This window comes from Rhizobium sp. WSM1274 (assembly GCF_025200775.1).
GTDB classification, from domain to species: domain Bacteria; phylum Pseudomonadota; class Alphaproteobacteria; order Rhizobiales; family Rhizobiaceae; genus Rhizobium; species Rhizobium leguminosarum_I.
Map to the genome: position 1 here is coordinate 258,423 of NZ_CP104141.1, position 24,216 is coordinate 282,638.

The window sequence follows — 24,216 nt, forward strand, 5'->3', positions numbered from 1 at the left end:
CGGCACCACCCTCGGGACGCCATCTAGGAGGCGCCGGGACCAGACGTCGCGATACAGACGCCTGCGCGATTGAGCGCTCGGAAAACATGGTTAATCCCGTCACAGAATAGCCGAAGACCTATTTGACGCCCCATTCAGATGCTCTGGCAGCGCAGGCAGTTGTCGACGCATTGCTGCGTCTCGCTGTCCAAATGGATTGTTATCTCCTTTGGCTATTGTGTTTGGTACGTACCTGTGACGCTTGCCTCCTCCAGTGCGTGTTTCTTTGCCTCTGCCCACATCGTGCCTATGCCGGCGGCATCCGGAATCGAGAGCTTCGCCACATCGAGGGCGGCAAGGCGGAAGATGTAGCGATGAGGGCGATCGCCGGGCGGCGGTTGCGGGCCATCGTAACGGGCATTGCCGAAATCGTTCTTATAAAACCGCGGCGCTCGCTCCGGCGCTGTGTCGGCGCTTTCCGCAAGCGCAGTCCATTGCGCTGGGATATTGGCAATACCGCAGTGACGGAAAGTGCCGTTTGGAGCGTCCGGATCCTCGACGACCAGAGCAAAGCTTCTGGTTTCATCGGGAGCGCCGCTCCAGGCGAGCGGCGGAAAAAGATTCTCGCCCGCCCGCGCATATTTGCTGGGGATTGGTTGATCTTGCGCAAAGGCCTTGCTGATCAATGTCAAAGCCATGACAATTTCCTTTCCTTGTCAGGAAGAGCCGCTTCCTTTTTTGTGCCCGCTTTCCTGATTGAGGCCCCGGACCATGTTCCGATCTTCACTGCGAAGATCTGGGTCGGCCTTCAGGTCGGTTCCTTTTCGATAGGCTTCCCTTGCCTGTTCATTTCGATGCAGATCTGCCGCCGCGTCGAACGCCTCGTCGGCATTTGCGGTTTTCTCGCGTTTTTCGATAACGCGAAGTTGTTGCTCATGAGTCTTTCTGCCCGTCATGACATTTTTCCTTCCTTAGCAGGCGCATGCCTTGCAATTCGGTGAATTTGCCCGCGGCCGATCGCTGTGGACGGCCCGACTTTTCTAATCGCATAGTCGAACCCACCGGCGTTCTCATTGTTCCCTTGGATTTGGAAGAATGGTGCTTAAGTTTCTGTGGGGCACTCCCGGATTCTCATGCCGTAGGAATTCGGCTTTTGTCACCGGAGCGGCGGCCCGTAACAGCTTTGCCGATGGTCTTTAATTTGCGGCTATTTGCAGCATGCATCTTTCTCGTTTGCCCGCGGAATATCTTTGCGGACCGGTGGTTTCCTTAAATTGCCACCTGTTGGGCGACAGCCAGCAACGAAGCAGGAGAAAAGCCATGACAAACCGTAACATAACGACTTCGACACCCTCTCGGGGCCTCCATCCGCCGGGGCTCGATCCGTTCATGTCGTTCCGTTGAGAAATCAACCGCTTTTTCCCCGACGGTCGATGCCGCCACCGCAAATACCGCTGGGAGTTTATGGCCGAGCTTTGACCTGCACGAAACCGATCAAGCATATGACATCACCGCTGAATTGCCCGGCCTCGAGGAGAAAGAAATCGAGGTCAATTTGCGCGACAACGCGGTTTCAAACCAAATCTCTTAAGAAAAGCTTCCTGATGAGATTGCAGGCATGCATCGAAGCAATGGTTGAACAGGGAGCCCTGTGGAATCCGACGGGGCAATGTTGAAGTGCTCGCATCAACCTGGAATTTTATCGGAACCTTCCGTCGACAATTGGGTTTGGTAGCTCAAAACATTCCCGACGCAGTCGGCAGCCTGAACGCATCCTAAGTTCGCCCGTTGGCGGGCGCAAACGGGCAGGAGCGAGTTCCAGCTCTCGTCCGGAGAGGAAATCGAAGCGCGACAAAAAATCTCCGTCACTTGATCGCGCGTCGAAGTCACGCTCAATTTGGGAATATGTCCCAGATGCTTGGACCAGCTATCGTCCGAAAAGGAGGCTTCGATGAAGCACCATGCCCTTGAACAACTGCAGACCGTCGCCAGCATCAATCTCGACTACCCGCGTCCGGCACCGGCAATGTCGCGCCGCGAACGCCTTGAACGCTGGGCGGAACTTCTGGAGCGCAGTGAGCATCATGCACTTTCAACCCTGCATCAGACGGAATATCAGCCGGCCGGGGAGCGTGCGATCATGCGCGCCCACCATTCGCCGATCTCGGTGGCGTTTGCCGACCCGGTGATGCGAGCAGCCGGTCTGGAGAACGACAGCTACGGCGAAGCCCAGAGGTTCTTCGAACTGAGTGACAACCAGCTGCATAGACTTGTCTGCTATTGCCACTTCGGGGCGACGGTCAGCTCCGCGACGGCCGCTCGTCATGTCCGTGCAGTGATCGCCGCAGGCGATCGGCAAAGCATTTTGGCCAGGCTGCGAAACTTTTTCGTGCGATAGGTCCATTTGTGCGAAGCGCCGTTGAAATAAGCGACGACACCAAGGCAGACGTTGGAGGCCGGTTTGGGTTTACATCGGCCAGCCCGACGATTGTTGAGAGAATGGCGCGCCAGAAGCCGATGTGGTCGAGCGTCATGGAGACGGCCACTTCACGGCAATCACTTTCAGTGAACGGCGTCTGGCCGCCGAAGGCGTTATCGTGAGAATATTGGCAAACGGAGGGAGAAGACATCTACCATTCAGCTCAGTTCATGGGCGAACGGGCCGGCGCGCCGTAAGTCCCGATCTCTTAGCAGCGCAACAATTTCGGCAAATGATTTCGGCAAATGCATTTACGGGTGGAAAAGACCGCCGAGCGCATCTGGCAGGTCGTTGCTACTTCGGAGCGCGGCATGAATTGGCTAAAGGCGAATTTTGCCGAAACGACAAACGCAGATGAGGATGCCTTCACAACAGACCTGATGGGCACAAACAGCTTCATGGGAAAAGCGCATGGCCACGGCTATCGAATTGAATACATTGGTCCAAATCGGGTCGTTCATTTTTGGTCCGCATTCATTGGAGAAGTAAGCACGCTCAGCGGATAGAGTCGGCGAGGAGTTATCACCCGCCACGCCCGATCCAGAACGGGCGATTGCCGAAGCAGGACGAGATTATTGCCACGCTGGTTTGCGAATCGCGGCTGCCGCTGCAGCAAGTGGTGCCGATCCGGACGATCGCTTCGAAGACATGGTATATCTCGTCCTTCACACGATCGCTGCTGAGAACCAAGAAGGTTCCCGCATCCTCAAGTAAGCGACGCCATAATTCTCCGCGCGCTCAGAGCCATCTCCGAGAAATGCACACTATATCGGGACCTACTACAGCGCAGTCGAACTTGCCGGGCCGCGACTTTTCCAGCCGCACATCAAACTTCATACGACGCAGAAGGCGGCCTGCGACACGAGCGAGACGGCATGTTCCGACCCGGCCGCAGGCTAGGAGGAAACCTGAACCCCAAGGTCTTCCACCTTTGCATCGAACTCATTCTCGATGTCGTTGATGGTCGGCAGGTGCAGTGCCTTGAGATCTGCATGAACTTTCTCGGCGGCAGGTGAATTAAGGTCGCGCCGAAAGTTGACGACGACCTCCTGCGCAGAACCGTAGCCGCGATAGCGCTCGATCTCCGATCGGGTCGCGTCCTGGACATGTTCCAACGTGCGTTTCTCAGCCTCCGGTCGACCGTCCGGCTTTGCCTTCATGACCGGATCGAGCGCACGCCTGACAACGAAATTCACCAGTTCCTGTTTTGCATTCCTGGCCATCATCATTCTCCCTTTCGGTTCCAACGAGGCCGCTCGTTGGTCGTCTATCGCCGTGCTAGCCCACGTAGGCACCGCGGCACGGCTTCTCACAGGTTATTGTTCGCTGGCTACGGTAGCCTTAGCGCCGCGGCAGCTTAGGTCGAAACTCCGCAAACACGCGACCGTTCCAAAAGCTCAGCAATATGCGTGCTTTCGCCGCCATACGGCGCCCGTTCGGCAAGAGGAAAGCGGAGTTTGACCCTGATGGACGCGCTGTTCAGGCTGGCTTCCGCCGGAGCCGGTCGCATCGGGCAAAAGCGGGCCTGGCGCTCGCCACTACAGATTTGTTTCCTGTGCGGCTGGCTCAATGGCCGCGGCGCTGCGGAAATAATGCTCTGCATGCTGATAGTAGTTTTCGGCTTCGATCCGATCACCGGATAAAGCTTTTTCGCGGGCAAGAGCGAGATAATGCTCATGACGCTGTTTTGCGTTTCCGGCCATACGGGAAGATCTTCGAGAGCCGGTGTTTGCAGATATCTTTTTCAAGCCAATGTTAGGCGATTGCGGTCTGTTCATTGTGTGTTTTCAAGCCAGCGACGTGGCTTGCTCCTTGGTTGTGGATATGGGCGAGACAGTAGAAAACGTTGAGAGCGCGGCCGTTGGCTGCGACAATCCCGCGACTTTTCGCGGCTGAAACCGATGATGATCAGTTTCCCTAAAAGCTCGAGCCGGAAAGCGCCTGGTTCGGCCGATGATCAGGAAGCATCTTAGAGCGGGATTGTTTTAGTCGGAATCGGAACAGGGATTCCCTTTCTGGTGCAAATCAGATTCACCATTCTGGCCGGTGCAGGAGGCCGGTCTGGATGGCGAAACCTTTTTCGGATGATCTTCGGGAACGCGTTGTTGGCGCAGTAACGCGCGAGGGCCTGTCGTGTCGAGCGGCGGCAAAGCGCTTCGGCATTGGCATCAGCACCGCGATCGACTGGGTCCGGCGCTTGCGTGAGACGGGCAGCGCGGCTCCCGGCCAGATGGGCGGGCACAAGCCACGGGCGATCTCAGGTAAACATCGGGTCTGGTTGATCGATCGCTGCCACATGCAGGCGTTCACCTTGCGCGGGTTGGTGGCGGAACTCGGAGAGCGCGGCCTGAAAGTGGATTACAGCGCCGTCCGGACCTTCGTGCATGAGGAAGGGCTGAGTTATAAAAAAGACGTTGGTCGCCAGCGAGCGCGAGCGGCCCGATGTTGCCGCCCGGCGGGCGCGCTGGCTGAAGCATCGCCATCGCATCGATCCATCTCGCCTTGTCTTTATCGACGAAACCTGGACGAAGACGAATATGACGCCGCTCAGGGGCTGGGCGCCGCGCGGCGAACGGCTGTTGGGCCATGCGCCCTTCGGCCACTGGAATACCATGACTTTTGTCGCAGCCCTCAGGGCCGACCGCGTCAGCGCACCGTGGATCATCGACGGCCCGATCAATGGCGAACGCTTTCGCATCTATGTCGAGAGGGTGCTGGTACCGGAGCTCAAACCCGGCGACATCGTCGTCATGGACAATCTCGGCTCGCACAAGGCCGGCGCTATCCGTGCCGCCATCCGCAAGGCCGGCGCCAGATTGTTCTTCCTGCCGCAGTATTCCCCCGATCTCAATCCGATCGAAAAACTCTTCGCCAAGATCAAGCACGAGCTGCGCAAGGCGCAGGCTCGAACCCGACAGGCCATCGACGACGCGCTGGCAGCCACCCTTCAAACCGTCTCGCCGAAAGAGTGCCAAAACTACTTCAAGGAAGCCGGATATGAACGGACATAAAACAATCCCGCTTTAGTGCAATTACCGTTTCAGTTCAGAAACCTTGCATATGCCCACAAGCGACAAGACCAAACTTGGCTGCTTTGTTTCGGACTGAAATGGTCAGCGGCCCGGAGAATGGCGATGAATAAAAGCCACACAGCAAACATGTGCCTCTTCTGGCACACGACGCCTCAACCCTCGAATGCATTTTATATAAAACTGCATTATAGCCGTTTCAACCTGGAAGGAGCTGATCCCGGACTGACCGCCAAGCTGATCGACGGCCTGCCCGCGCTGCGGTCTTTCTAACCCGGCATCGCAGGCCGCTAGCGGGCAGGCAGGACCCGCGCCCGACTCAGGCGGACAGGTACTTCTCGTTTTCGTTGGGCGGCAGGTTGACGAAGTTTTTGTCATGTCCCGCCACGATCCGCTGCCTGATTCCTTATCAAAGGCTCTTTGAACAAGGCCGTGAGCCCACGGCTAATCTCACTGGTGTCTCCGCAGGCGGCCAAATCGAAAACCGTCTGATACCGCGGCGCGGACCATCATCATTTCTCCGATCGTCTCATGCGTGATGAGGCCGATGAGATGATCAGCACCGTCTACAACGGCGATGGCTGGCACATTTCCCTGCTGCATCAATCGTAGGCTCTCTTCCAGGCTCTTGCGATGATGGATTTTTGGAATATCGACGCGCATCGCGCTTGCGACCGGCATGTTGGGGCCTTTGTCCTTCAAGCCACGGATCATGTCGTCACGCGTCAGGAGACCTTCAAAATGGCCGGCAGAATCAACCACTGGAAATTCGCGTTGCGTTGTCGCAAGCAGCATCTCGATTGCCTCGTCGATACTCGCCGAACGATCGAGCCTTGCGAATTTGGTGACCATGACATCGCTGATCAGAACGCTGCCGGAGATCTCGCGGATCTGCGCATTCTGCGCCTCTGCCGCCGCGGCGAGATAGACGAAAATACCGATAAAGATCAGCAGCGGGTTATAATAGAGACCGATGAAACCAAAGACGAACGCAAGCCCCTGGCCGATCACAGCGGCAATCTGCGTCGCACGCGACCAGGTAAGATGCGAAGCGAGAGCGGCACGCAGCACCCGTCCCCCGTCCATCGGAAAGGCGGGGATCATGTTGAAGAATACCAGAAAGATGTTGACGCCGGCGAGCCTCGTGAAGAAGCCGATCTTCGGGTCGTCGACTTCGATGATCTGCTCCACGCCCACCGATGCGCCGAGCACGAGAACGATCAGCCCGGCAATCGCCAGATTGACCAGCGGACCGGCGATGGCAATCAGCAGTTCCTGATGTGGTTCTTCGGGCATGCGCTCAAGACGGGCGACACCTCCTATTGGCAGCAAGGTAATATCCGGCGTTTTGATCCCGAAGTAGCGTGCAGCGACAATATGGCCGAACTCATGTAATACGACGCAGGCAAAGACGGATAGGATAAAGGCAATGCCCTCCCACGCCGCCGGCGCGCCGCCGACCCGATAATGCGCAAGCCATATCCAGACGAGCAGGAGCGCGAAGGTGATATGAACGCGTATCATCGTGCCGCCGACCGTCCCGATCTTGAAGGACCAACCCATCAGGCACTTCCTTCCGTTCTCACCCGCTGCCGGCAGCCTCGCGCGGCCATTCAAAGCCGCGAATACGCGTCCGCAGCGATGCAAGCGCCGAGATATCGCAATGTATACGAAAGTCGTTGTCAGACATCTGCAGGAAACACGCAGCGGCAGTTGAAGTTCCGCATGAAGGACATATACGACAGTCAGGCATGCCCAGTCTGGCCAGCGAAAACAGCCACATGGAGAGATAATGGAAATACTGGCCATCGCTATCTGGCGCCTCGCACATGCGATAGCCGCGTGGCCCCCTCTCCGGACCTTAATCCCATCGAGATGGCCTTCTCCAAACTCAAGACGCTGCTGCGAAAGAAAAAGGCCAGAACTTACGACGACTTGTGGAAAGCCGTCGGAAGTCTGCGGACCTGTTCACACGGAACGACTGCTGGATCTATTTCAAAGAAGCAGGGTGCGTTGCTTGTTAATCGCCCGATGCTCTAGTTGGTGTGTCCGCCCTGGCGGCCAGGAGATGAGCTAGTTCCATCGGGAAGGGGAATATAATCGTTGAGTTCCCTTCTGCGGCAATGACGTTCAATGCGCTTAAATAGCGCAACTGCATGGCCAGAGGCTGCCGGGCCAGGATTTCGGCCGCTTCCACCAGCTTCGCCGCGGCCTGCTGCTCGCCCTCGGCATTTATGACTTTCGCACGCCGCTCGCGTTCGGCCTCTGCCTGGCGGGCAATCGCACGGATCATGGACTCGTTGATGTCGACATGTTTGATCTCGACGTTGGCGACTTTGATACCCCACGCGTCAGTTTGAGTGTCGAGCATTCTCTGGATATCTTCGTTGAGCTTGTCGCGCTCCGCGAGCATCTCATCGAGATCGTGCTTGCCGAGCACCGAGCGCAACGTCGTCTGGGCAAGCTGGCTCGTGGCTGTCATGAAATCCTCGACCTGAATCGCCGACTTTTCAGGATCGATGACCCTGAAATAAATCACCGCACTGACGCGGACAGAGACGTTGTCATGAGAGATGACGTCCTGGCTGGGTACATCGAGCACGCGTGTCCGCAAATCGACCCGCACCATCTGCTGCACGTAGGGAACGAGCAGGATCAATCCGGGGCCCTTTACGCCGGTGAATCGGCCAAGTGTGAAAACAACGGCACGCTCATACTCGCGCAGGATCTTGACCGCACTCGCGATGATAACCAGCAACAGGATGATCCCGACGACATAGAAGATAAAATCTCCAAACATGGTCATGCGCTTTTCTCCCTGCCTTCCAGCGGCCGTTGATCTCCGAGCGGCTTGCGGGCAACCTCCAGCGTTAGCCCCTCTCGAGCGATGACCGTCACATCCACTCCAACTGTGAGCCGTTCGGCGGAGACCGCCCTCCAGCGCTCTCCATGGGCGACGATGTAGCCAGTGGTGTCCGTCCAATCGGAAACTTTGCCGGAAATGCCGATCATCTGCTCCGCACCCGTCACGACGGCGTGCCGGCGGGCGGTGAACGCAAGCCGAGCGACAATGAAGCTGAACGCAAGGCCTGAAATGCCGACGCCAACCAGGACTGGCCAGCTCACTTCCAAATCCGGCGCATCCGTATCGAAGAGAATTGTTGCGCCAAGAACGAGCGCGACCGCACCGCCGAGGCCGAGGATGCCGAACGTCGGCGTATGCGCTTCCGCAACGAACAGCGCGACAGCAAGAACGACGAGGCCGACTCCTGCGTAACTTACTGGCAGCATGGCCAAAGCATAAAGACCGAGTAAAAGACAGATGCCGCCGACTGTTCCAGGGATCACCGCACCGGGCGTAAGAAACTCGAAGATCAGGCCGTAGATACCAATGATCATCAGGATGAGTGCCACGTTCGGATCGGCAATGACCGAGAGCAGGCGCGTCCTCCAATCGGGCTCGACGTTTTGGACGATGAGACCGGTTGTATCGAGCTGTATGTCCGCCTCTCCCACGCGCACCGTATAACCATTGGCTTGCGCCAACAGATCATCAACTGTGGTTGCGGTGAAATCGATGACTTTTGCACGTTGGGCAGCGATCGATGAAAGGCTTGCGGCGTCGCGCACCGCCCGTTCTGCCCAGTCGGCATTGCGATTGCGAAGCTCAGCCAGCCCTCGAAGATAGGCAGCCGCGTCGTTCACTGCTTTTGCCTCTGGGGCGTTGCGCGGCTGTTGCTGCTTGCGGTCACGGTCGTCGTCACCGTCGAACCCGCTCCCACCGAAGGCAATGGGCGTTGCCGCACCCAAATTGGTGCCTGGCGCCATGGCAGCGATATGGCTGGCATATAAAATGTAAGTGCCAGCGCTGGCCGCACGTGCGCCACTCGGGGCTACGAAACTCGCGACAGGCACGGACGAGGCAAGGATTGCGCGAATGATTTCCCGCATTGACGTATCGAGGCCGCCGGGTGTGTCCATTTGCAGAACGACCAGCGTCACTCCGCGTTCGTTGGCAAGCTCAAGGCTGCGTTTCACATAGTCGGCCGACGCCGGGCTGACGGCGCCATTCAACCGCAATAACAGGGCGACGCGCTCCGAACCCGCTGTCGGTGCGGCGGAAAATAGGGATGCCGAACCCAAAATGAGTGCCAGAGCGAAGATTCGAATTGCTTGTCGGCAAAACCTCCAGGATCGCACCATCGCGCGATAACTATTCATAGTTTCAAGTATACGCCAGAATCACCAAAAGATAAGCGGAAGCGTCTTGGCCACCCGCGGCTATCGCAACGCGCGCATGAGACTTTGGAGGCCCGTCGGTCGCCACCAAAGTCTGACGCGCGTCTCGAGACCTCAGCGTGATCTTCATGTCTTCGCAATATTGATTTGAAACATCAATAAGGAGGCCGTAGACTTCGAATATCAGAGCCTGAGTAATAAAAGCGATGGTTGAATCGTGATTACTGCCGCTCAGCTGCGGGCCGCCAGGGCCCTTCTCGGTATCGACCAGCGGCAGTTGGCCGGACTGGCCGGGATTTCGGTGCCGACCATCCAGCGCATGGAGTCAAGCGCCCATGTGGTTCGCGGCAATGTGGACTCGCTCATGCGGCTGCTCGAAGCCTTGGATACCGCTGGCATCGAGGTAATCAACGAGGGCGCGGTCAGCGAAGGTGGTGGGCGCGGGGTCCGGCTGAAGGCAACCGCCAGCGTCGAGCCCATGCAGCGGAAATCCTCCAAAATACCGGGAACCGTGCGCGCACCGAGGCCCCACCCATGACGCCGGCGGTCGTCATGCTGTTATGTGCGACGGCTTTTTTGGGAACGGCGATCCTGGCGATCTTGGCTGCGCGGTCCGGCCGCGCGACACAGGTGATCTATGGCGCAAGCCTTGTTGTTTCGAGTATCGCCTTTGCGACCGCGCTCGTCCAACTTGCTGCGGCGATCTCTCCCACCTCGACGTCAACGCTCACCCTCCCCATTGGCTTGCCGTGGCTGGGAGCCCATTTCCGGCTCGACGCGATTGCCGCCTTCTTCCTTGTGGTCGTCAATCTCGGGGGCGCCCTCGCCAGTCTCTACGGGCTCGGCTACGGCCGTCACGAACGTGCGCCGCAACGGGTACTGCCGTTTTTCCCGGCCTTTCTCGCTGGCATGAACCTCGTAGTTCTGGCGGACGACGCCTTTACCTTCCTGCTCTCCTGGGAATTTATGTCGTTGGCCTCCTGGGCACTGGTGATGGCGTACCATCGCGACGCCGGCAACCGGAAGGCAGGTTACCTCTATATCGTCATGGCGAGCTTCGGTACCTTGGCCCTGCTCCTCGCTTTCGGCCTGCTCGCCGGCCCCGAAGGCAGTTACGATTTCGACGCTATGCGCGCTGCCGAGCACACGTCATCTACAGCCGGCATTGTGCTCATTCTCCTGTTGCTCGGCGCCGGCTCGAAGGCAGGGCTCGTGCCATTGCATGTCTGGCTACCGCTGGCACACCCGGCCGCGCCGAGCCATGTTTCGGCACTCATGAGCGGTGTCATGACCAAGGTCGCAGTCTACGGCTTCATCCGGGTTGTCTTCGACCTGCTCGGCACACCGACGGCGTGGTCAAGCGTTGTCGTGCTGGTTCTCGGCGGCGGGACCGCGGTGCTGGGCATCCTGCACGCACTGATGGAGAAGGACCTCAAGCGCCTTCTTGCCTACAGCACAATCGAGAATATCGGCGTTATCTTTGTCAGCCTCGGGCTTGCACTCGCCTTTGAGGCGAATGGCATGGGATTGGCGGCGGCATTGGCGCTCACCGCCGCCCTGTTTCACGTTCTCAACCACTCATTCTTCAAGAGCCTACTCTTCTTCGGCGCCGGCGCCGTGCTGGTGGCGACGGCCGAATCGGACATGGAGAAACTGGGCGGGCTCATCCATCGGATGCCGTTTACCAGTTTTGCGTTTCTTGTCGGCTGTATGGCAATCTCAGCGCTGCCGCCATTTAACGGCTTTGTCTCGGAATGGCTGGCCTTCCAGGCCGTTCTTCAAAGCCCCGAGCTGCCGCAATGGGGGCTGAAGATCATCATCCCGGCTATCGGTGGCTTGCTGGCATTTTCGGCAGCACTCGCAGCTGCCTGTTTCGTCAAGGCATTCGGCGTGACCTTCCTTGGACGTCCAAGAACGCTGGTCGTCGGGCAAGCACGGGAGGTCGACCGCTTGTCGCTTGCCGCCATGTTCGTGCCGGCCGCATTGTGCCTTCTCGCCGGCATTCTGCCTGGGGTCGTCATGGACAGTCTCGCCCCCGTGACGCTCGCCCTGATCGGCACCAGCATGCCGGTACAGATGGGGGTCCCATGGTTGTCGATCGTACCGATCACTGAGACCCGCAGTTCCTATAATGGCCTGCTCGTCTTCCTGTTCACCGCGTTCTCGGCGTCGCTTACGGCCTATCTCGTCCACCGCTTCGCCTCGCGGGCTCTGCGGCGGGCACCCGCCTGGGACTGCGGCTTTCCCGAGGCCGATCCTGCAACGCAATATACTGCCGGCAGCTTCGCCCAGCCCATCCGGCGGGTTTTCGGGACGCTCGCCTTCCGGGCGCGCGAACAGGTTGATATGCCAGCGCCGGGCGATCTGCGGCCGGCGCGTCTTACCGTCGTATCGCGTGATCTGATTTGGGATGGGCTTTACGTGCCTATCGTAGGCGCCGTTGCGTCTATCGCAGAAAAGCTCAATCACCTGCAATTCCTCACCATCAGGCGCTATCTGAGCCTGGTCTTCCTGGCGCTCGTCTTCCTGCTCCTTGTGCTGGCGCTATGGTCGTGATCTCCGCCCTCCTCGTCCAGGCAGTCCAGATGGCAGCGGTCGTGTTGCTGGCACCGCTGCTGACTGGCTTCATCCGCAAGGTCAAGGCGCGATTGCTGCGCCGGCAGGGGCCATCCGTTGTCCAGCCCTACCGCGACGTCCTGCGGCTTCTGCGCAAGGAAGTGGTACTGGCAGAGAATGCGTCCTGGCTGTTCCGGGTAGCCCCTTATCTGATTTTCGCTGTCACCTGGGTTGCTGCGGCGATCATTCCGACCTTCGCGACGGGGCTCATGTTCAGCTGGACCGCAGACCTGGTCGCCATCATTTCCCTGCTTGGCAGCGGGCGCTTCTTGCTGGCACTTGCCGGCATGGATGTCGGCACCAGCTTCGGCGGCCTCGGATCGAGCCGCGAGGTTATGATCGCGACGCTTGCCGAGCCGGCGATGCTGCTCATCATCTTTACGCTTGCGCTTGTCGCCGGCTCGAGCCAGCTTTCTACCATCGCCGCCTTCATGACCTCTCCACAAGTGGGGTTACGGGTTTCGCTTGGCATCGCGCTGATCGCTCTGATCATGGTGGCGATTGCCGAAAATGCCCGCATCCCAGTCGACAACCCGGCAACACACCTTGAACTCACCATGGTGCATGAGGCCATGGTGCTAGAATACTCCGGCCGTCATCTCGCGATGATCGAACTGGCCGCCTCTCTCAAGCTGCTGCTCTACATCTCCCTGATCGCCTGCATGTTTGTCCCCTGGAAACTCGCGGTCCCAGGGGCGGGCCTCGCCGCATATCCGGTCGGCCTGCTCGCCTACCTCGCCAAGCTTGCGGTCGGCGGCATGCTGCTTGCCCTGTTCGAAACCGCCACCGCCAAGATGAGGATCTTCCGGGTGCCGGAGTTTCTGGGTGCGGCACTCATGCTTGGCCTGCTCGCCACCCTCCTGCTGTTTGTCTCGAGGAGCCTGTGATGAGCGGTCTTGTTTTCGATATTGCCCACATGCTTGCCGGTGGTCTGGTGCTGGTCAGCATGATGATGCTGTATCAGGATCGCCTTTATGCGCTGCTCAACGTCTTTGCGCTGCATTCGCTTGTGCTGACGCTGTCGGTGGCCTGGCAAGCTTTCGTCCAGGATGCTCCACATCTCTACCTGACGGCGGCGATTGCGCTTGTCTTCAAGGCCGTCATCATCCCCGTGGCGCTCCACCGCATGATCCGGCAACTCGGCATCCACCGTGAGATCGAGACCGTCGTCGGCATCGGCCCGACAATGCTGGCCGGTATCGGACTTGTCGCACTGGCGATGGTGGTCATGCTGCGCGTCACGCCTGAAGCCAATCCTTTGGCGCGCGAAGATCTTGCCTTCGCGTTGTCAGTCCTGCTGCTCGGGCTGCTGGTGATGGTCACGCGCCGCAATGCCGTCAGCCAGGTCGTCGGGTTCATGTCGCTCGAGAACGGGCTGGTGCTCGCTGCGACCGGCGCAAAGGGCATGCCGCTGGTCGTCGAGATCAGCGTCGCCTTCTCGATCCTGATCGCCTTCATCGTCATCGGCGTCTTCCTGTTTCGCATCCGCGAACGGTTCGACACCGTCGATGTCCGTGCGCTCGATGATTTCAAGGGAAGAAGGCGGAAATGAACGCTTTCTTCCCCGTTCTGGCCTTCGATGCTGTCACGGCCGTTCTTCTGATACCGGTCGTTGCGGCGGCCATGCTGGCGCTCCTGCCCGGCTATCGGCTGACGGCCCGGCTGAACGTCGTCGCGAGCCTGCTGACCCTGCTTGCTGCTCTTTCGCTGCTCGTGACCACAAGGCCGATACCGGGACTGTATCTCCTCGTCGACGATCTCAATATCGTCTTCATCGTCCTCAACGCCTTCGTCGGTTTCACCACCAGTATCTTCAGCGCCAGCTACATCGCACATGAACTGGAAACCGGCCGGCTAACGCCCGCGAACCTTCGCTTCTATCACGCCATGTATCAGACCATGATGTTCGGCATGAACCTCGCCTTCGTGTCGAACAATATCGGTCTGATGTGGGTCGCCGTCGAGCTTGCGACGCTGACGACCGTGCTGATGGTTGGCATCTACCGCACGCACGAAGCGCTTGAGGCCGCGTGGAAATATTTCATTCTGGGAAGCGTCGGCATCGCCTTTGCGCTGTTCGGCACCATTCTCGTCTATATGGCGGCACAGCCAGTCGTCGGCGAAGGCTATGACGCCATGGTCTGGACCTTCCTGATCGAGCACGCTGCCGCCTTCGACCCTGCTCTCCTCAATGTCGCCTTCGTATTTCTGCTGCTCGGCTATGGCACCAAGGTCGGTCTTGCGCCGCTGCATGCCTGGCTGCCCGACGCGCACGCCGAGGGGCCGACGCCGATCTCGGCGGTGCTCTCCGGCCTCCTTCTGAATGTCGCGCTCTATGCCGTTCTGCGCTTCAAGATACTGCTTGCCGCCAGTCCCGAGGCGATCGCCCCCGGGCCGTTGATGATGACGATGGGGCTTATATCGCTCGTCTTCGCCGCGTTCATGCTCTATCGCCGCCGCGACATCAAACGCCTGTTCGCCTATTCCTCCATTGAGCATATGGGCATCATCGTCTTTGCCTTCGGCTTGGGCGGGCCGATCGCCAATTTCGCCGGGCTGCTGCACATGGTCATGCACTCGCTCACCAAATCGGCGATCTTCTTTGCCGTCGGCCACATCGCACAGATCAAGGGAACGCAAAGGCTTTCCAGCATTCGCGGCCTCACCGAAACGCATCCGGGACTCGGCTGGGGGCTGGTGATCGGCGTCGTTGCCATTGCCGGCCTGCCGCCGCTGGGAATTTTCATGAGCGAGTTCCTCGTCGTGAGCTCCACCTTTGCCCGTCAGCCCCTGCTCGCCCTTCCGCTCGTCTTCGGCCTTCTGATCGCCTTCGGTGCTTTGTTGCTGCGGCTCACCGGCGTTGCCTTCGGACAGCCGCGCGGCAGCACCGCGCCGGCCGAGGCTTCCTACATACCGATGTATTCCCATCTGGCGCTCGTGCTGGGCGCAGGCATTTACCTGCCGCCGCCGCTGGTCGCCTGGTTCCAGCATATAGCCAACCTTCTTCGATGATAGGGAGAGCCGTTCGATGCCAGCGCTGACCGATCTCATTCTGGAAGGCCATCCGGTTCAACACCATCGCCCCTGGCAACGCGCGACCGTCGATCCAAAGGTCTGGGCATCGGCAACGGCGGCACTCGCGCAAGGGCGCTGGACCTTGCTTGGGCTTTGGGGCGAAACCGCCGCAGTCCACATGGCGCTGCTGGAAGAGCCAACGGGCATGATCGGCTTCATCACTCTGGAAGGATTGGAAGGCGGCTATCCCTCTGTCGCGCAATACCATCCGCCGGCCCTCCGGCTAGAGCGCGCCATCCACGATTTGGTTGGGTTGGTCCCGCAGGGTTTGCCCGATCCGCGCCCATGGCTCGATCACGGCCGCTGGGGCCTGCAGTTTCCCCTGGGCGACCGACTTCCCCCTCCACCCGAAACCGCTCCTTATGCGTTCCTCCGCGCAGAGGGTGACAGCCTGCACCAGATCCCGGTCGGGCCGGTGCATGCCGGCATCATCGAGCCGGGGCATTTCCGCTTCACGGCTAACGGCGAGACGATCGTCCGTCTCGAAGAGCGCCTCGGATATGTCCATAAGGGAATCGAGGCGCTCATGACGGGCGCAAGCCTCGACCGAGCGGTGCAACTTGCTGGACGAACGTCAGGAGACAGCACGGTCGCCTATGCCTACGCGTTTTCGCGGGCGGTCGAGGCCGCCGTGCAGCTTGAGGTGCCACCGCGCGCCATCTGGCTGCGCGCGCTGATGGCCGAGGTCGAACGGCTGGCCAATCATCTCGGCGATATTGGCGCCATCTGCAACGACGCTGCCTTTCCACTCATGCACACGCATTGCGGTGTGCTGCGCGAGCGCTTGCTGCGCGCGGCCGACATCGCATTTGGCCATCGCCTGATGCGGGACCGCATCACGCCCGGCGGCGCTACCGCCGATCTGGAGCACAAGGGAGCGGCTGCTCTGCGGGCTGTGGCCACCGAGATCGGGCAGACCTTCCCGGCACTGGTCGAACTCTACGACAATACCGCCTCGCTTCAGGACCGAACGGTTGGCACCGGTATCCTCAGTCCGGAACTTGCCCACCAGTACGGTGCCGGCGGCTATATCGGGCGGGCCTCCGGGCGCGGATTCGACGCCCGGCGCGCGCTTGGCTACCCGCCCTATAACAGCCTCCTCTTTGAGGTCCCGGTCCTGGGCGAGGGCGATGTCAATGCCCGGGTCTGGATCCGCATTCGCGAGGTGGAACAGTGCCTGTCGCTGATCGCGCAGATCCTGGATCAACTGCCGGCTGGTCCGGTATGCATCGATATTCCGGACATTGCTGAAACACGCGAAGGTCAGGCCCTTGTTGAAGGTTTTCGCGGCGATGTGCTGGTCTGGCTCCGCCTCGCCGAAAACGGCAGGATCGACCGATGCCATCTGCGCGACCCGTCCTGGTTCCAATGGCCGCTTTTGGAAGCTGCGATCGAGGACAATATCGTCGCCGATTTTCCACTCTGCAACAAATCGTTCAACTGTTCCTATTCCGGTCATGATCTCTGAAGGCAGGCACTCATGCGCAAACTCCTCTTCGAAAGCCTGATCCGCGCGCCCTTGACCGAACGCGCTCCTTCCCGCTCGGACGCTGCTATGGAAGAGCTTGCGTCCGCCATCGACAAGGCTGCTCGCCGGCATCTCGGCCGCAGCCTATCGATCCGCGCTGTCGACGCCGGCTCCTGCAATGGCTGCGAACTGGAGATGCACGCTCTTAGCAATGCTTTCTACGACATCGAGCGCTTCGGGATTCGCTTCGTCGCCTCGCCGCGACATGCCGATGTGCTGCTGGTCACCGGGCCGGTAACCGGGAGCATGCGCGAGGCCTTGGAGCGGACATATAACGCCACGCCTGATCCAAAATGGGTTGTCGCTTTGGGTAGCTGCGCGCGCGACGGCGGCTGCTTTGCCGATAGCTATGCCGTTGTAGGCGGGGTTTCGGCAGTCATACCGGTAGATCTCCATCTTCCAGGCTGTCCGCCATCACCGACAGACATCCTCAAAGGTTTGCTCGCGCTGCTCGAACATGTGACTATGGGAACCCGCGCTTCGTGATGGCAATCTCCATTGGTTCGACTTTTCCAAGCTGGGCTTATTGCAATAGGTGCTCGGTTCGTCGCCGCGACAATAACGGTGCTTGTGGCTGTTCGATACCGGATCAATCCACCAACTTCACGACGTCGGTCGCGCAAGAGCAGGCTCAATACCTCCGAAGAAGATCTGACTACGCGCTGGGGTGTAGACGCCGAACCGACAGTTATATCCTCCAGATTTGGCCGTCTGACATCGGCGCCTTCGACTACCGGGACTCCCCTCGCATCGCCGAAGCCGGCTCCGTCAGTTCTTCGGAGCGGCGATGCTCTCCCTCGGGATAAGGCTGCTGCGGATGACGGTACGCACCGCCGGCGCATTCTCTCTCTGGCCAATGGCGCCGAGCAGGAGATCCACCGCCGCGCGCCCCATCTCTTCCACCGGCTGCTTGATCGTCGAGAGCGGCGGAGAGCAGAATTCGCAGACCGGGGAGCCGTCGAAGGAGACGACGGACAGATCACCGGGAATTCTCACGCCTCTCCGCTGGACACGGCTGACAAATGAAATGGCCATGTCGTCGCTGGTTGCGATGACTGCCGTCGGCCTTTCGGTCAACTCGGCGAAATCGTCCGCTGCCTGGACGCCGATGTCGAAGCCGTGCTGGTAATCGAGATGGCCGCCCGAGCGACGCACCGAGCCCTCCGACAATCCTGCCGCCACGAGCGCCTCGAGCACGCCGCCATAACGCTCGACATCGTGATAGTTGCCTTCAGGCCCCGCAAGATAGAAGAACCGTCTATGACCCAATCGGATCAGTTCGGCCGTGACGTCGCGCACGGCCTCGCGGTCGTTTGTAATCACGCTCTGCAGGCCGGCATCGCTCATGTCGAGCAGCATCGACACGATCGGCAGGCCGGAATTTGCCAGCGAGCGCCCGTCGACCTCCGGGAGCTTCGACGACAGGATGATGGCGCCGCGCACGCTCCCGCCAAAAGCGAGGTCGAGAATATGCCGTTCGGAAATCTCGTCGCGATCGAGGTTGGCGATCATCAGGTTGTAGCCGCCCTGGATCAGCGATTTGTTGATGCTCTGCAGCACCTGCGGAATGATCTGGGAAGCGCCGTAGTAGAGCGATCCCGGCAGGATGATCATAATGATATTGGATTTGCCGACCCTGAGGCCGCGCGCCATGGCGTTCGGCGTGTAGCCCAGTTGCCTGGCTGCAGCATTGATCTTGGCGCGCGTCTTCTCGTTGACCCGTCCGGGATTGGCGAGCGCTCGGCTGACTGTCGATATCGCAACGCCGGCGAGCCGCGCGACATCGGCCATCAATGCACCCGATGACTCCTCTCCCACCACATCCTTGTTTTTGTTCATGTTTATTTCGGTCTCCCGGATGCTTCGATTTGCAACTCTAAGGCAGGCGGCGATTTATAGCAAACGTTTGCCAAAAACCGCTTGCTTAAAAAACCGGCTTGGCTATTATCTAGTCATGGCAAACGATTGCCATCACTTAATGCTTGAAAATCATGGCTTATTGGATGCGGAAGGGCTCTTCCGCACGCGGGTAGGTCGTGCCTCGATAAATGGACAGGTTATGGCTACTGACAGGCTGCGCTTCGGCGTCGATCTCGTGACATTCTTCCATCCGGGCTTCTGGGGCGTCGACAGCCATGATGCGATCGTCGGCTATGCCCGCGCCGAGCCGTGTGCCTTCTGGGACAAGATTCTCGACAGCGTCCAAGCCTCCGGCGTCACCGGTGTCGAGCTGACCTTCTCTCCCTTCAACTGGCAGGACGCGATCAAGACCTACGGTTCCGTCGACGCCTTCGCAGCCGAGCTGGCAAAACGGGGCCTGACGCTGTGCAGCGGCTTCTTCGCGGAACTGGAGGCGGCCGGTGACTTCGCTGAGCCCGAGGCGCAGCGCGCGCTGATCGACAAGGCGGAACGATATGCCGATTTCCTGAAAGCCTGCGGCAGCGACATCATGGTGATCGGCGCCCCCTTGCGCCAGACGCTCGGCGCCCAGCCGGTGCAATTCCACGATTTCGACCGCGCCAAGGTGATCGCCGATTTCCTGAACCGGCTCGGCGCGACCCTCTATGCGAGGGGCGTGCGGCTTGCGCTGCACACCGAGGCGCACTCGATCTTTGCCGCCGCGCGCGACGTCGATCTGATGATGCTGCTCACCGATCCGGCCTATGTGCACATGTGCCCGGACACGGCCCATATCATCGTTGCCGGCTCCGATCCAATCCAGCTCGTCGATCGTCATCACGAGCGCATGATCATCGCCCATTGGAAGGATGCGATCGGTCCTATGCCCGCCGACACACCGATCGACAAACATATCCATGAACGCCACCAGCCCTATTTCTGCAGCTTCGGCCTCGGACGGGTCGATTGGCCGGCCTGGATTCGGCTGCTGCGCGACCGGGCCTATGAAGGCTGGGCGATCCTCGAACTCGATGCCGCGCCCGATCCCGTCCGCGACATCGCCAACGGGCTCACGCTCGTCCGGCAGGCGCTCCTGCCGATCTATCGCTGACAGTCATTCCCGAGACAACAAAACGCCCCGCAAAGAGGGCATTTTCAAGAGGTGGAACAATGAAGAACATGATGAAGCTTTTTCTAGCCGGCGTGGCATTCGCCGGCCTATCTGCCTCGGCTCATGCCGAGGACAAGCCGACGATCGAGATCATGTCATCCTGGACGTCGGGCGGCGAAGCGGCTGCCCTCAACGTTATCAAGACCGAGTTCGAAAAGCGCGGCGGCGTCTGGAAGGATTCCTCGATCGCCGGCTTCGGCGCGGCCGATGCCGCCTTCCAGAACCGTCTCGTCGCCGGTGACGCGCCGGGCGCCAAGCAGGGCGTCATCGGTCTCGCTGCCGCCGATTTCATCAACCAGGGCCTGTTCAATCCGATCGACGACGTGGCCGCCGCCGGCAAATGGGCCGACGCCCTGCCGAAATCGATCCATGATCTCATCACCTATGACGGCAAGGTCTATCTTGCGCCGACCGGCGCCCATGGCGAAAGCTGGATCTTCTATTCGAAGGAAGCCTTTGAGAAGGCCGGCATATCGCAAGAACCCAAGACCTGGGACGAGCTCTTCGCCGATCTCGACAAGATGAAGGCTGCCGGCATCGTTCCGGTCGCCTGGGGCGGCCAGCCCTGGCAGCAAACCAAGGTCTTCAACATGATCCTGCTCTCGCAGGTGGGGATCGACAGCTTCCTGAAGATTTATGTCGATAAGGACAAGAGCCCGGCATCCGTCGAAGGCGTGAAGAAGACCCTTGAGATCCTCGGCAAGCTGCGTGGCTATGTCGATGCGGGTGCAGCCGGCCGCAACTGGAACGACGCGACCGCCATGCTGATCACCGCCAAGGCTGGCGTGCAGTTCATGGGCGACTGGGCCAAGGGCGAATTCACCGTTGCCGGCAAGGAGCCGGGCAAAGACTATGGCTGCATGATCGTGCCGGAGTCGAAGGGCATGGTCTACATCGCCGACGCCCTCTGGTTCCCGAAGACCGGCAAGGCTGAGACCGATAAAGCACAGAAACTTCTCGCCGAAGTCGTCATGGACCCGGCTATCCAGGTCGAATTCGCCCTCAAGAAGGGTTCGGTTCCGATGCGCTCCGACGTCGACAAGTCGAAACTGGACGTCTGCGCCCAGAAGGGTGTCGAGCTGATGGCCGCGGGTGCGATCGTGCCGGATCAGGCAATCGTGCTGACGCCCCAGCAGGTTGGCGCGCTCGACGACTTCGTCGACGAGTACTGGAGTGGCGGCTCGAAGGATACGGCCGCCGCGGCCGACAATTTCTTCGCCATCTTCGAGTAGGATAGCGCCTGTGGCGTCGGCCTGATGTCGACGCCACAGCTGCCGGCCGCCGCCTCGCGCGGGCGGTGCGAGCCCTGCTTTCTACCTGTCAACGAGCTGGCCGATGTCCATCAAACGCAAGCCCAATCTTTCCGCGACCATCGCCCTGCTACCGACATGGTTTGTTGCGGTCGTGGTCTTCATCGGCACCATGGCCTGGTCGATCCGGCTGTCCTTCACCAATTCGACGCTTTTTCCGTCCTCGACTTATGTCGGCTTGGCGCAGTATTCGAAGCTCTTCTCTTCCGCCAAGTGGCTGGCCTCGCTGCAAAACGTGTTGATCTTCGGCGTCCTTTACGTCGCAGGCTGTTTGCTGCTCGGCTTCCTGCTGGCCGCGGCGCTGGACCGCAAGATCCGCTTCGAAAGCGCCTTCAGGACCATATTCCTCTATCCCTACGCCATGTCCTTCGTGGTGACCGGGCTGATCTGGCAATGGATGCTCAATCCGACGCTTGGCATCCAGGCGAGTGTGCGCTCGCTCGGCTGGGAAAGCTTCGTCCTCGACTGGGTGGTCAATCGCGACATGGCGATCTATGCGCTGGTGCTTGCCGGCGTATGGCAGGGTGCGGGGCTCGTCATGGTCATTGCGCTCGCCGGCATGCGCGGCATCGAAGGCGAGCAATGGAAGGCGGCGCGGATCGACGGCATTCCCGTCTGGCGGATCTATGTCTCGATCATCCTGCCCCAGCTCGGGCCTGCGCTGGCCGCGGCCGGCATGCTGCTCGCCATGGGCGTGATCAAGACCTATGACATTGTCGTCGCCATGACCAATGGCGGCCCCGGCAATGCGACGGAGGTGCCGGCGAAATTCATCATGGACAATCTGTTCGGGCGCCAGAACCTCGGCCTCGCCACGGCTGGCGCGACGGTGCTTGTCCTCGGCGTGATCATCGCAGTCGTCCCGTTCCGCTATGCGATGCACATACGTGGCAAAGCAAAGGGGGCTTCGTGATGGCCCGCTCTCACCCGAATGGCCCGAAGCCGGCACAGATCACCGCCGGGCGCATCGGCCTCTATGCCTTCCTTGTCGTCGCAGCGCTTTTCTTCCTTCTGCCTCTCTACACCATGGTCGTCACCTCGCTGAAGTCCATGGACGAAATCCGGCTCGGGCAGATCTTTGCCCTGCCAGGCACGCTCGATTTCTCCGCCTGGGCAACTGCCTGGTCGGGCGCCTGCATGGGAACCGTCTGCGTCGGCATTCGCAGCGGCTTCTGGAATTCGGTGGCGATCACCCTTCCCTCGGTCGCGCTCTCGGTCTTCATCGGCGCCGTCAACGGCTATGCGCTGTCGCTTTGGCGGCCGCGCGGGGCAAACCTGCTTTTTGGCCTGCTGATGGCCGGTGGCCTCATCCCCTACCAGATTTTCCTCTATCCGATGGTCCGAGCGATGGCGAATATCGACCTCTATAATTCGCTCGCCGGTATCATTCTCGTGCATATCATCTTCGGCCTGCCGCTGGTGACGCTGCTCTTCCGCAACTATTTCGTCAGCGTGCCGGAGGAACTGTGCAAAGCGGCGCGCGTCGACGGCGCGGGCTTCTGGCGCATCTTTTTCGAGATCATGCTGCCCATTGCCGTGCCGATGGTCGTGGTGGTGTCCATGCTGCAGTTCACCGGCATCTGGAACGACTTCCTGCTCGGTCTCGTCTTTGCCGCGCGCGACAACCTGCCGATGACCGTGCAGCTCAACAATATCGTCAACACCACCATGGGCGAGCGGACCTACAACGTGAACATGGCGGCGACGATCCTCACCGCCATCGTTCCGCTTGCCATCTATTTCCTGTCCGGCCGCTGGTTCGTGCGCGGCATCGCGGCCGGCGCAGTCAAGGGGTAACGCTTCCATGCAATCTGCCGTCTCCGTCAAGGATCTGAAGATCGCTTATGGCGACCATACGGTGATCGAGAAGATGTCGATCGATATCGCGCCGCGGGAGTTCCTGGTGCTGCTCGGCCCCTCCGGCTGTGGCAAGTCCACGCTTCTGAACGCCATTGCCGGTCTCCAGGACATCACATCAGGCGAGGTCTGGATTTCAGGCAAGAACGTCAGCTGGGAGGAGCCGAAGGACCGCGGCATCGGCATGGTCTTCCAGTCCTACGCGCTCTATCCGCGTATGTCGGTCCGCAAGAACCTCTCCTTCGGACTTCGCGTCGCCGGCCTGCCGAAGGCCGAAATCGAGGCTCGTGTTTCCCGTACCGCAGCGCTTCTTCAGCTCGACAAGCTGCTCGACCGGCGTCCGGCCGAGCTTTCCGGCGGCCAGCGCCAGCGTGTCGCCATCGGCCGGGCGCTGGTGCGTGAAGTGGATGTCTTCCTGTTCGACGAACCACTGTCGAACCTCGATGCCAAGCTGCGCAACGAATTGCGCGTCGAGATCAAGAAGCTGCACCAGCGCCTCGGCAACACGATGATCTACGTCACCCACGACCAGGTCGAGGCCCTGACCCTGGCCGACCGCATCGCCATCATGCGCGACGGCGTCATTCAGCAGCTCGCCTCGCCGGCCGAGATCTACCGCCGTCCGGCCAATCTCTTCGTCGCCGGCTTCATCGGCGCTCCGGCAATGAATTTCGCCGAGGGCCGGATCGAGCGCGGCAACGGCGCGCTGGTCTTCCAGAGCAAGGAGCTCACTGTCGATCTATCCGCTTATTCCTTTCGAGCGGACGCAGCGGAAGGACCGGCAACGCTCGGCTTTCGCCCGGAACACCTTGTGCTCGATGGCGCCACGAGCGGCCTGCCCACCATTCCGGGCCGTGTGTCCGTCGTCGAGCCGATGGGTTCGGACGCCGTCGTCTGGTTCGACTGGGCAGACCAGAGCCTGTCGCTCCGGCTGATGGGCGATGTCACCCTTGAGTCCGGCGATGCCGTGGCTCCCGGGCTCGATATCGCCAAGGCATCCCTCTTCGGCGCTGACGGATCGCGGCTGTGACGCG

At 60.1% G+C, this 24,216-nt stretch carries 24 protein-coding genes; 16 read left to right on the top strand and 8 right to left on the bottom strand.

Going from position 1 to position 24,216, the window contains the following annotated elements:
• Positions 1–212 precede the first annotated feature (212 nt).
• Both N2600_RS33035 and N2600_RS33040 read right to left on the bottom strand, forming a co-directional pair.
• Positions 213–677, bottom strand: a complete 465-nt coding sequence (locus N2600_RS33035; protein ID WP_170277477.1) for a YbhB/YbcL family Raf kinase inhibitor-like protein — start codon at positions 675–677, stop codon at positions 213–215.
• Between the two features lie 18 nt (positions 678–695).
• Positions 696–935: a hypothetical protein gene (locus tag N2600_RS33040; RefSeq protein WP_020486284.1), complete on the bottom strand. Its 240-nt coding sequence runs from the start codon at positions 933–935 to the stop codon at positions 696–698.
• Between the two features lie 995 nt (positions 936–1,930).
• Here N2600_RS33040 and N2600_RS33045 point away from each other — a divergent pair.
• Both N2600_RS33045 and N2600_RS33050 read left to right on the top strand, forming a co-directional pair.
• The gene (locus N2600_RS33045; protein WP_170277476.1) at positions 1,931–2,377 is read left to right on the top strand and encodes a hypothetical protein; all 447 of its coding nucleotides are present in this window, start codon (positions 1,931–1,933) and stop codon (positions 2,375–2,377) included.
• A gap of 326 nt (positions 2,378–2,703) precedes the next feature.
• Entirely contained in the window at positions 2,704–2,964 is a 261-nt protein-coding gene (locus N2600_RS33050) for a hypothetical protein (RefSeq protein WP_260299736.1), read from the top strand.
• A gap of 390 nt (positions 2,965–3,354) precedes the next feature.
• Here N2600_RS33050 and N2600_RS33055 read toward each other — a convergent pair whose 3' ends face one another.
• A complete protein-coding gene (locus N2600_RS33055; protein WP_260299737.1) occupies positions 3,355–3,681 on the bottom strand; it encodes a hypothetical protein in 327 nt (108 codons plus the stop codon).
• A 315-nt stretch (positions 3,682–3,996) separates the two neighbouring features.
• Positions 3,997–4,236, bottom strand: a complete 240-nt coding sequence (locus N2600_RS33060; protein WP_170277474.1) for a DUF4167 domain-containing protein — start codon at positions 4,234–4,236, stop codon at positions 3,997–3,999.
• Between the two features lie 287 nt (positions 4,237–4,523).
• On the opposite strand from N2600_RS33060, the gene N2600_RS33065 reads away from it, so the two are divergent.
• Together N2600_RS33065 and N2600_RS33070 are read left to right on the top strand one after the other, a co-directional pair.
• Positions 4,524–5,469 (top strand): IS630 family transposase gene (locus N2600_RS33065; RefSeq protein ID WP_222282285.1). Its coding sequence is split into 2 segments (ribosomal slippage): positions 4,524–4,862 and positions 4,864–5,469, totalling 945 coding nucleotides; the frame shifts between segments, so codons are not numbered across the junction.
• A gap of 123 nt (positions 5,470–5,592) precedes the next feature.
• Positions 5,593–5,760, top strand: a complete 168-nt coding sequence (locus N2600_RS33070) for a hypothetical protein (RefSeq protein ID WP_260299738.1) — start codon at positions 5,593–5,595, stop codon at positions 5,758–5,760.
• A 177-nt stretch (positions 5,761–5,937) separates the two neighbouring features.
• On the opposite strand, the gene N2600_RS33075 is transcribed toward N2600_RS33070, so the two are convergent.
• The 3 genes from N2600_RS33075 to N2600_RS33090 all read right to left on the bottom strand — a co-directional run bounded on the left by N2600_RS33075 (position 5,938) and on the right by N2600_RS33090 (position 9,708).
• Complete coding sequence (locus N2600_RS33075; RefSeq protein WP_260299739.1) at positions 5,938–7,050, bottom strand: site-2 protease family protein; 1,113 nt, start codon at positions 7,048–7,050, stop codon at positions 5,938–5,940.
• Positions 7,051–7,507: 457 nt separating this feature from the next.
• Positions 7,508–8,293, bottom strand: a complete 786-nt coding sequence (locus N2600_RS33085) for a slipin family protein (protein WP_260299740.1) — start codon at positions 8,291–8,293, stop codon at positions 7,508–7,510.
• A complete protein-coding gene (locus tag N2600_RS33090; protein WP_222384922.1) occupies positions 8,290–9,708 on the bottom strand; it encodes an NfeD family protein in 1,419 nt (472 codons plus the stop codon). The genes N2600_RS33085 and N2600_RS33090 overlap by 4 nt, the downstream gene beginning before the upstream one ends.
• 235 nt (positions 9,709–9,943) lie before the next feature.
• Here N2600_RS33090 and N2600_RS33095 point away from each other — a divergent pair, with 235 nt between their 5' ends.
• Genes N2600_RS33095 through N2600_RS33125 form a run of 7 tightly spaced genes read left to right on the top strand, consistent with a single transcriptional unit; the run spans position 9,944 to position 17,431 of the window.
• The gene (locus N2600_RS33095) at positions 9,944–10,264 is read left to right on the top strand and encodes a helix-turn-helix domain-containing protein (protein ID WP_170277471.1); all 321 of its coding nucleotides are present in this window, start codon (positions 9,944–9,946) and stop codon (positions 10,262–10,264) included.
• Positions 10,261–12,282 (top strand): hydrogenase 4 subunit B, encoded by a 2,022-nt coding sequence (gene hyfB / locus N2600_RS33100; protein ID WP_260299741.1) that lies wholly within the window; start codon positions 10,261–10,263, stop codon positions 12,280–12,282. Before N2600_RS33095 ends, hyfB begins: the two co-directional genes overlap by 4 nt.
• Complete coding sequence (locus N2600_RS33105) at positions 12,273–13,229, top strand: respiratory chain complex I subunit 1 family protein (protein ID WP_170277469.1); 957 nt, start codon at positions 12,273–12,275, stop codon at positions 13,227–13,229. Before hyfB ends, N2600_RS33105 begins: the two co-directional genes overlap by 10 nt.
• Positions 13,229–13,894: a hydrogenase-4 component E gene (locus tag N2600_RS33110; protein WP_026154626.1), complete on the top strand. Its 666-nt coding sequence runs from the start codon at positions 13,229–13,231 to the stop codon at positions 13,892–13,894. The genes N2600_RS33105 and N2600_RS33110 overlap by 1 nt, the downstream gene beginning before the upstream one ends.
• Positions 13,891–15,354: a hydrogenase 4 subunit F gene (locus tag N2600_RS33115; RefSeq protein ID WP_170277468.1), complete on the top strand. Its 1,464-nt coding sequence runs from the start codon at positions 13,891–13,893 to the stop codon at positions 15,352–15,354. The genes N2600_RS33110 and N2600_RS33115 overlap by 4 nt, the downstream gene beginning before the upstream one ends.
• Positions 15,355–15,370: 16 nt before the next feature.
• On the top strand, positions 15,371–16,885 hold the full coding sequence (locus N2600_RS33120) for a hydrogenase large subunit (RefSeq protein WP_170277467.1): 1,515 nt from the start codon (positions 15,371–15,373) through the stop codon (positions 16,883–16,885).
• A gap of 12 nt (positions 16,886–16,897) precedes the next feature.
• A complete protein-coding gene (locus tag N2600_RS33125) occupies positions 16,898–17,431 on the top strand; it encodes an NADH-quinone oxidoreductase subunit B family protein (protein ID WP_170277466.1) in 534 nt (177 codons plus the stop codon).
• A 282-nt stretch (positions 17,432–17,713) separates the two neighbouring features.
• On the opposite strand, the gene N2600_RS33130 is transcribed toward N2600_RS33125, so the two are convergent.
• Positions 17,714–18,784: a LacI family DNA-binding transcriptional regulator gene (locus N2600_RS33130; RefSeq protein ID WP_260299742.1), complete on the bottom strand. Its 1,071-nt coding sequence runs from the start codon at positions 18,782–18,784 to the stop codon at positions 17,714–17,716.
• A 220-nt stretch (positions 18,785–19,004) separates the two neighbouring features.
• Here N2600_RS33130 and N2600_RS33135 point away from each other — a divergent pair, with 220 nt between their 5' ends.
• The 5 genes from N2600_RS33135 to N2600_RS33155 all read left to right on the top strand — a co-directional run bounded on the left by N2600_RS33135 (position 19,005) and on the right by N2600_RS33155 (position 24,212).
• Positions 19,005–19,955: a sugar phosphate isomerase/epimerase family protein gene (locus N2600_RS33135; RefSeq protein WP_170281397.1), complete on the top strand. Its 951-nt coding sequence runs from the start codon at positions 19,005–19,007 to the stop codon at positions 19,953–19,955.
• A gap of 59 nt (positions 19,956–20,014) precedes the next feature.
• The gene (locus N2600_RS33140) at positions 20,015–21,247 is read left to right on the top strand and encodes an ABC transporter substrate-binding protein (RefSeq protein ID WP_260299743.1); all 1,233 of its coding nucleotides are present in this window, start codon (positions 20,015–20,017) and stop codon (positions 21,245–21,247) included.
• A 103-nt stretch (positions 21,248–21,350) separates the two neighbouring features.
• Positions 21,351–22,238: a carbohydrate ABC transporter permease gene (locus N2600_RS33145; RefSeq protein ID WP_170281399.1), complete on the top strand. Its 888-nt coding sequence runs from the start codon at positions 21,351–21,353 to the stop codon at positions 22,236–22,238.
• A complete protein-coding gene (locus N2600_RS33150) occupies positions 22,238–23,122 on the top strand; it encodes a carbohydrate ABC transporter permease (protein ID WP_260299744.1) in 885 nt (294 codons plus the stop codon). The genes N2600_RS33145 and N2600_RS33150 overlap by 1 nt, the downstream gene beginning before the upstream one ends.
• Before the next feature lie 7 nt (positions 23,123–23,129).
• Positions 23,130–24,212, top strand: coding sequence for an ABC transporter ATP-binding protein (locus tag N2600_RS33155; RefSeq protein ID WP_260299745.1), 1,083 nt, complete (start codon positions 23,130–23,132; stop codon positions 24,210–24,212).
• The last annotated feature ends 4 nt before the right edge of the window (positions 24,213–24,216 follow it).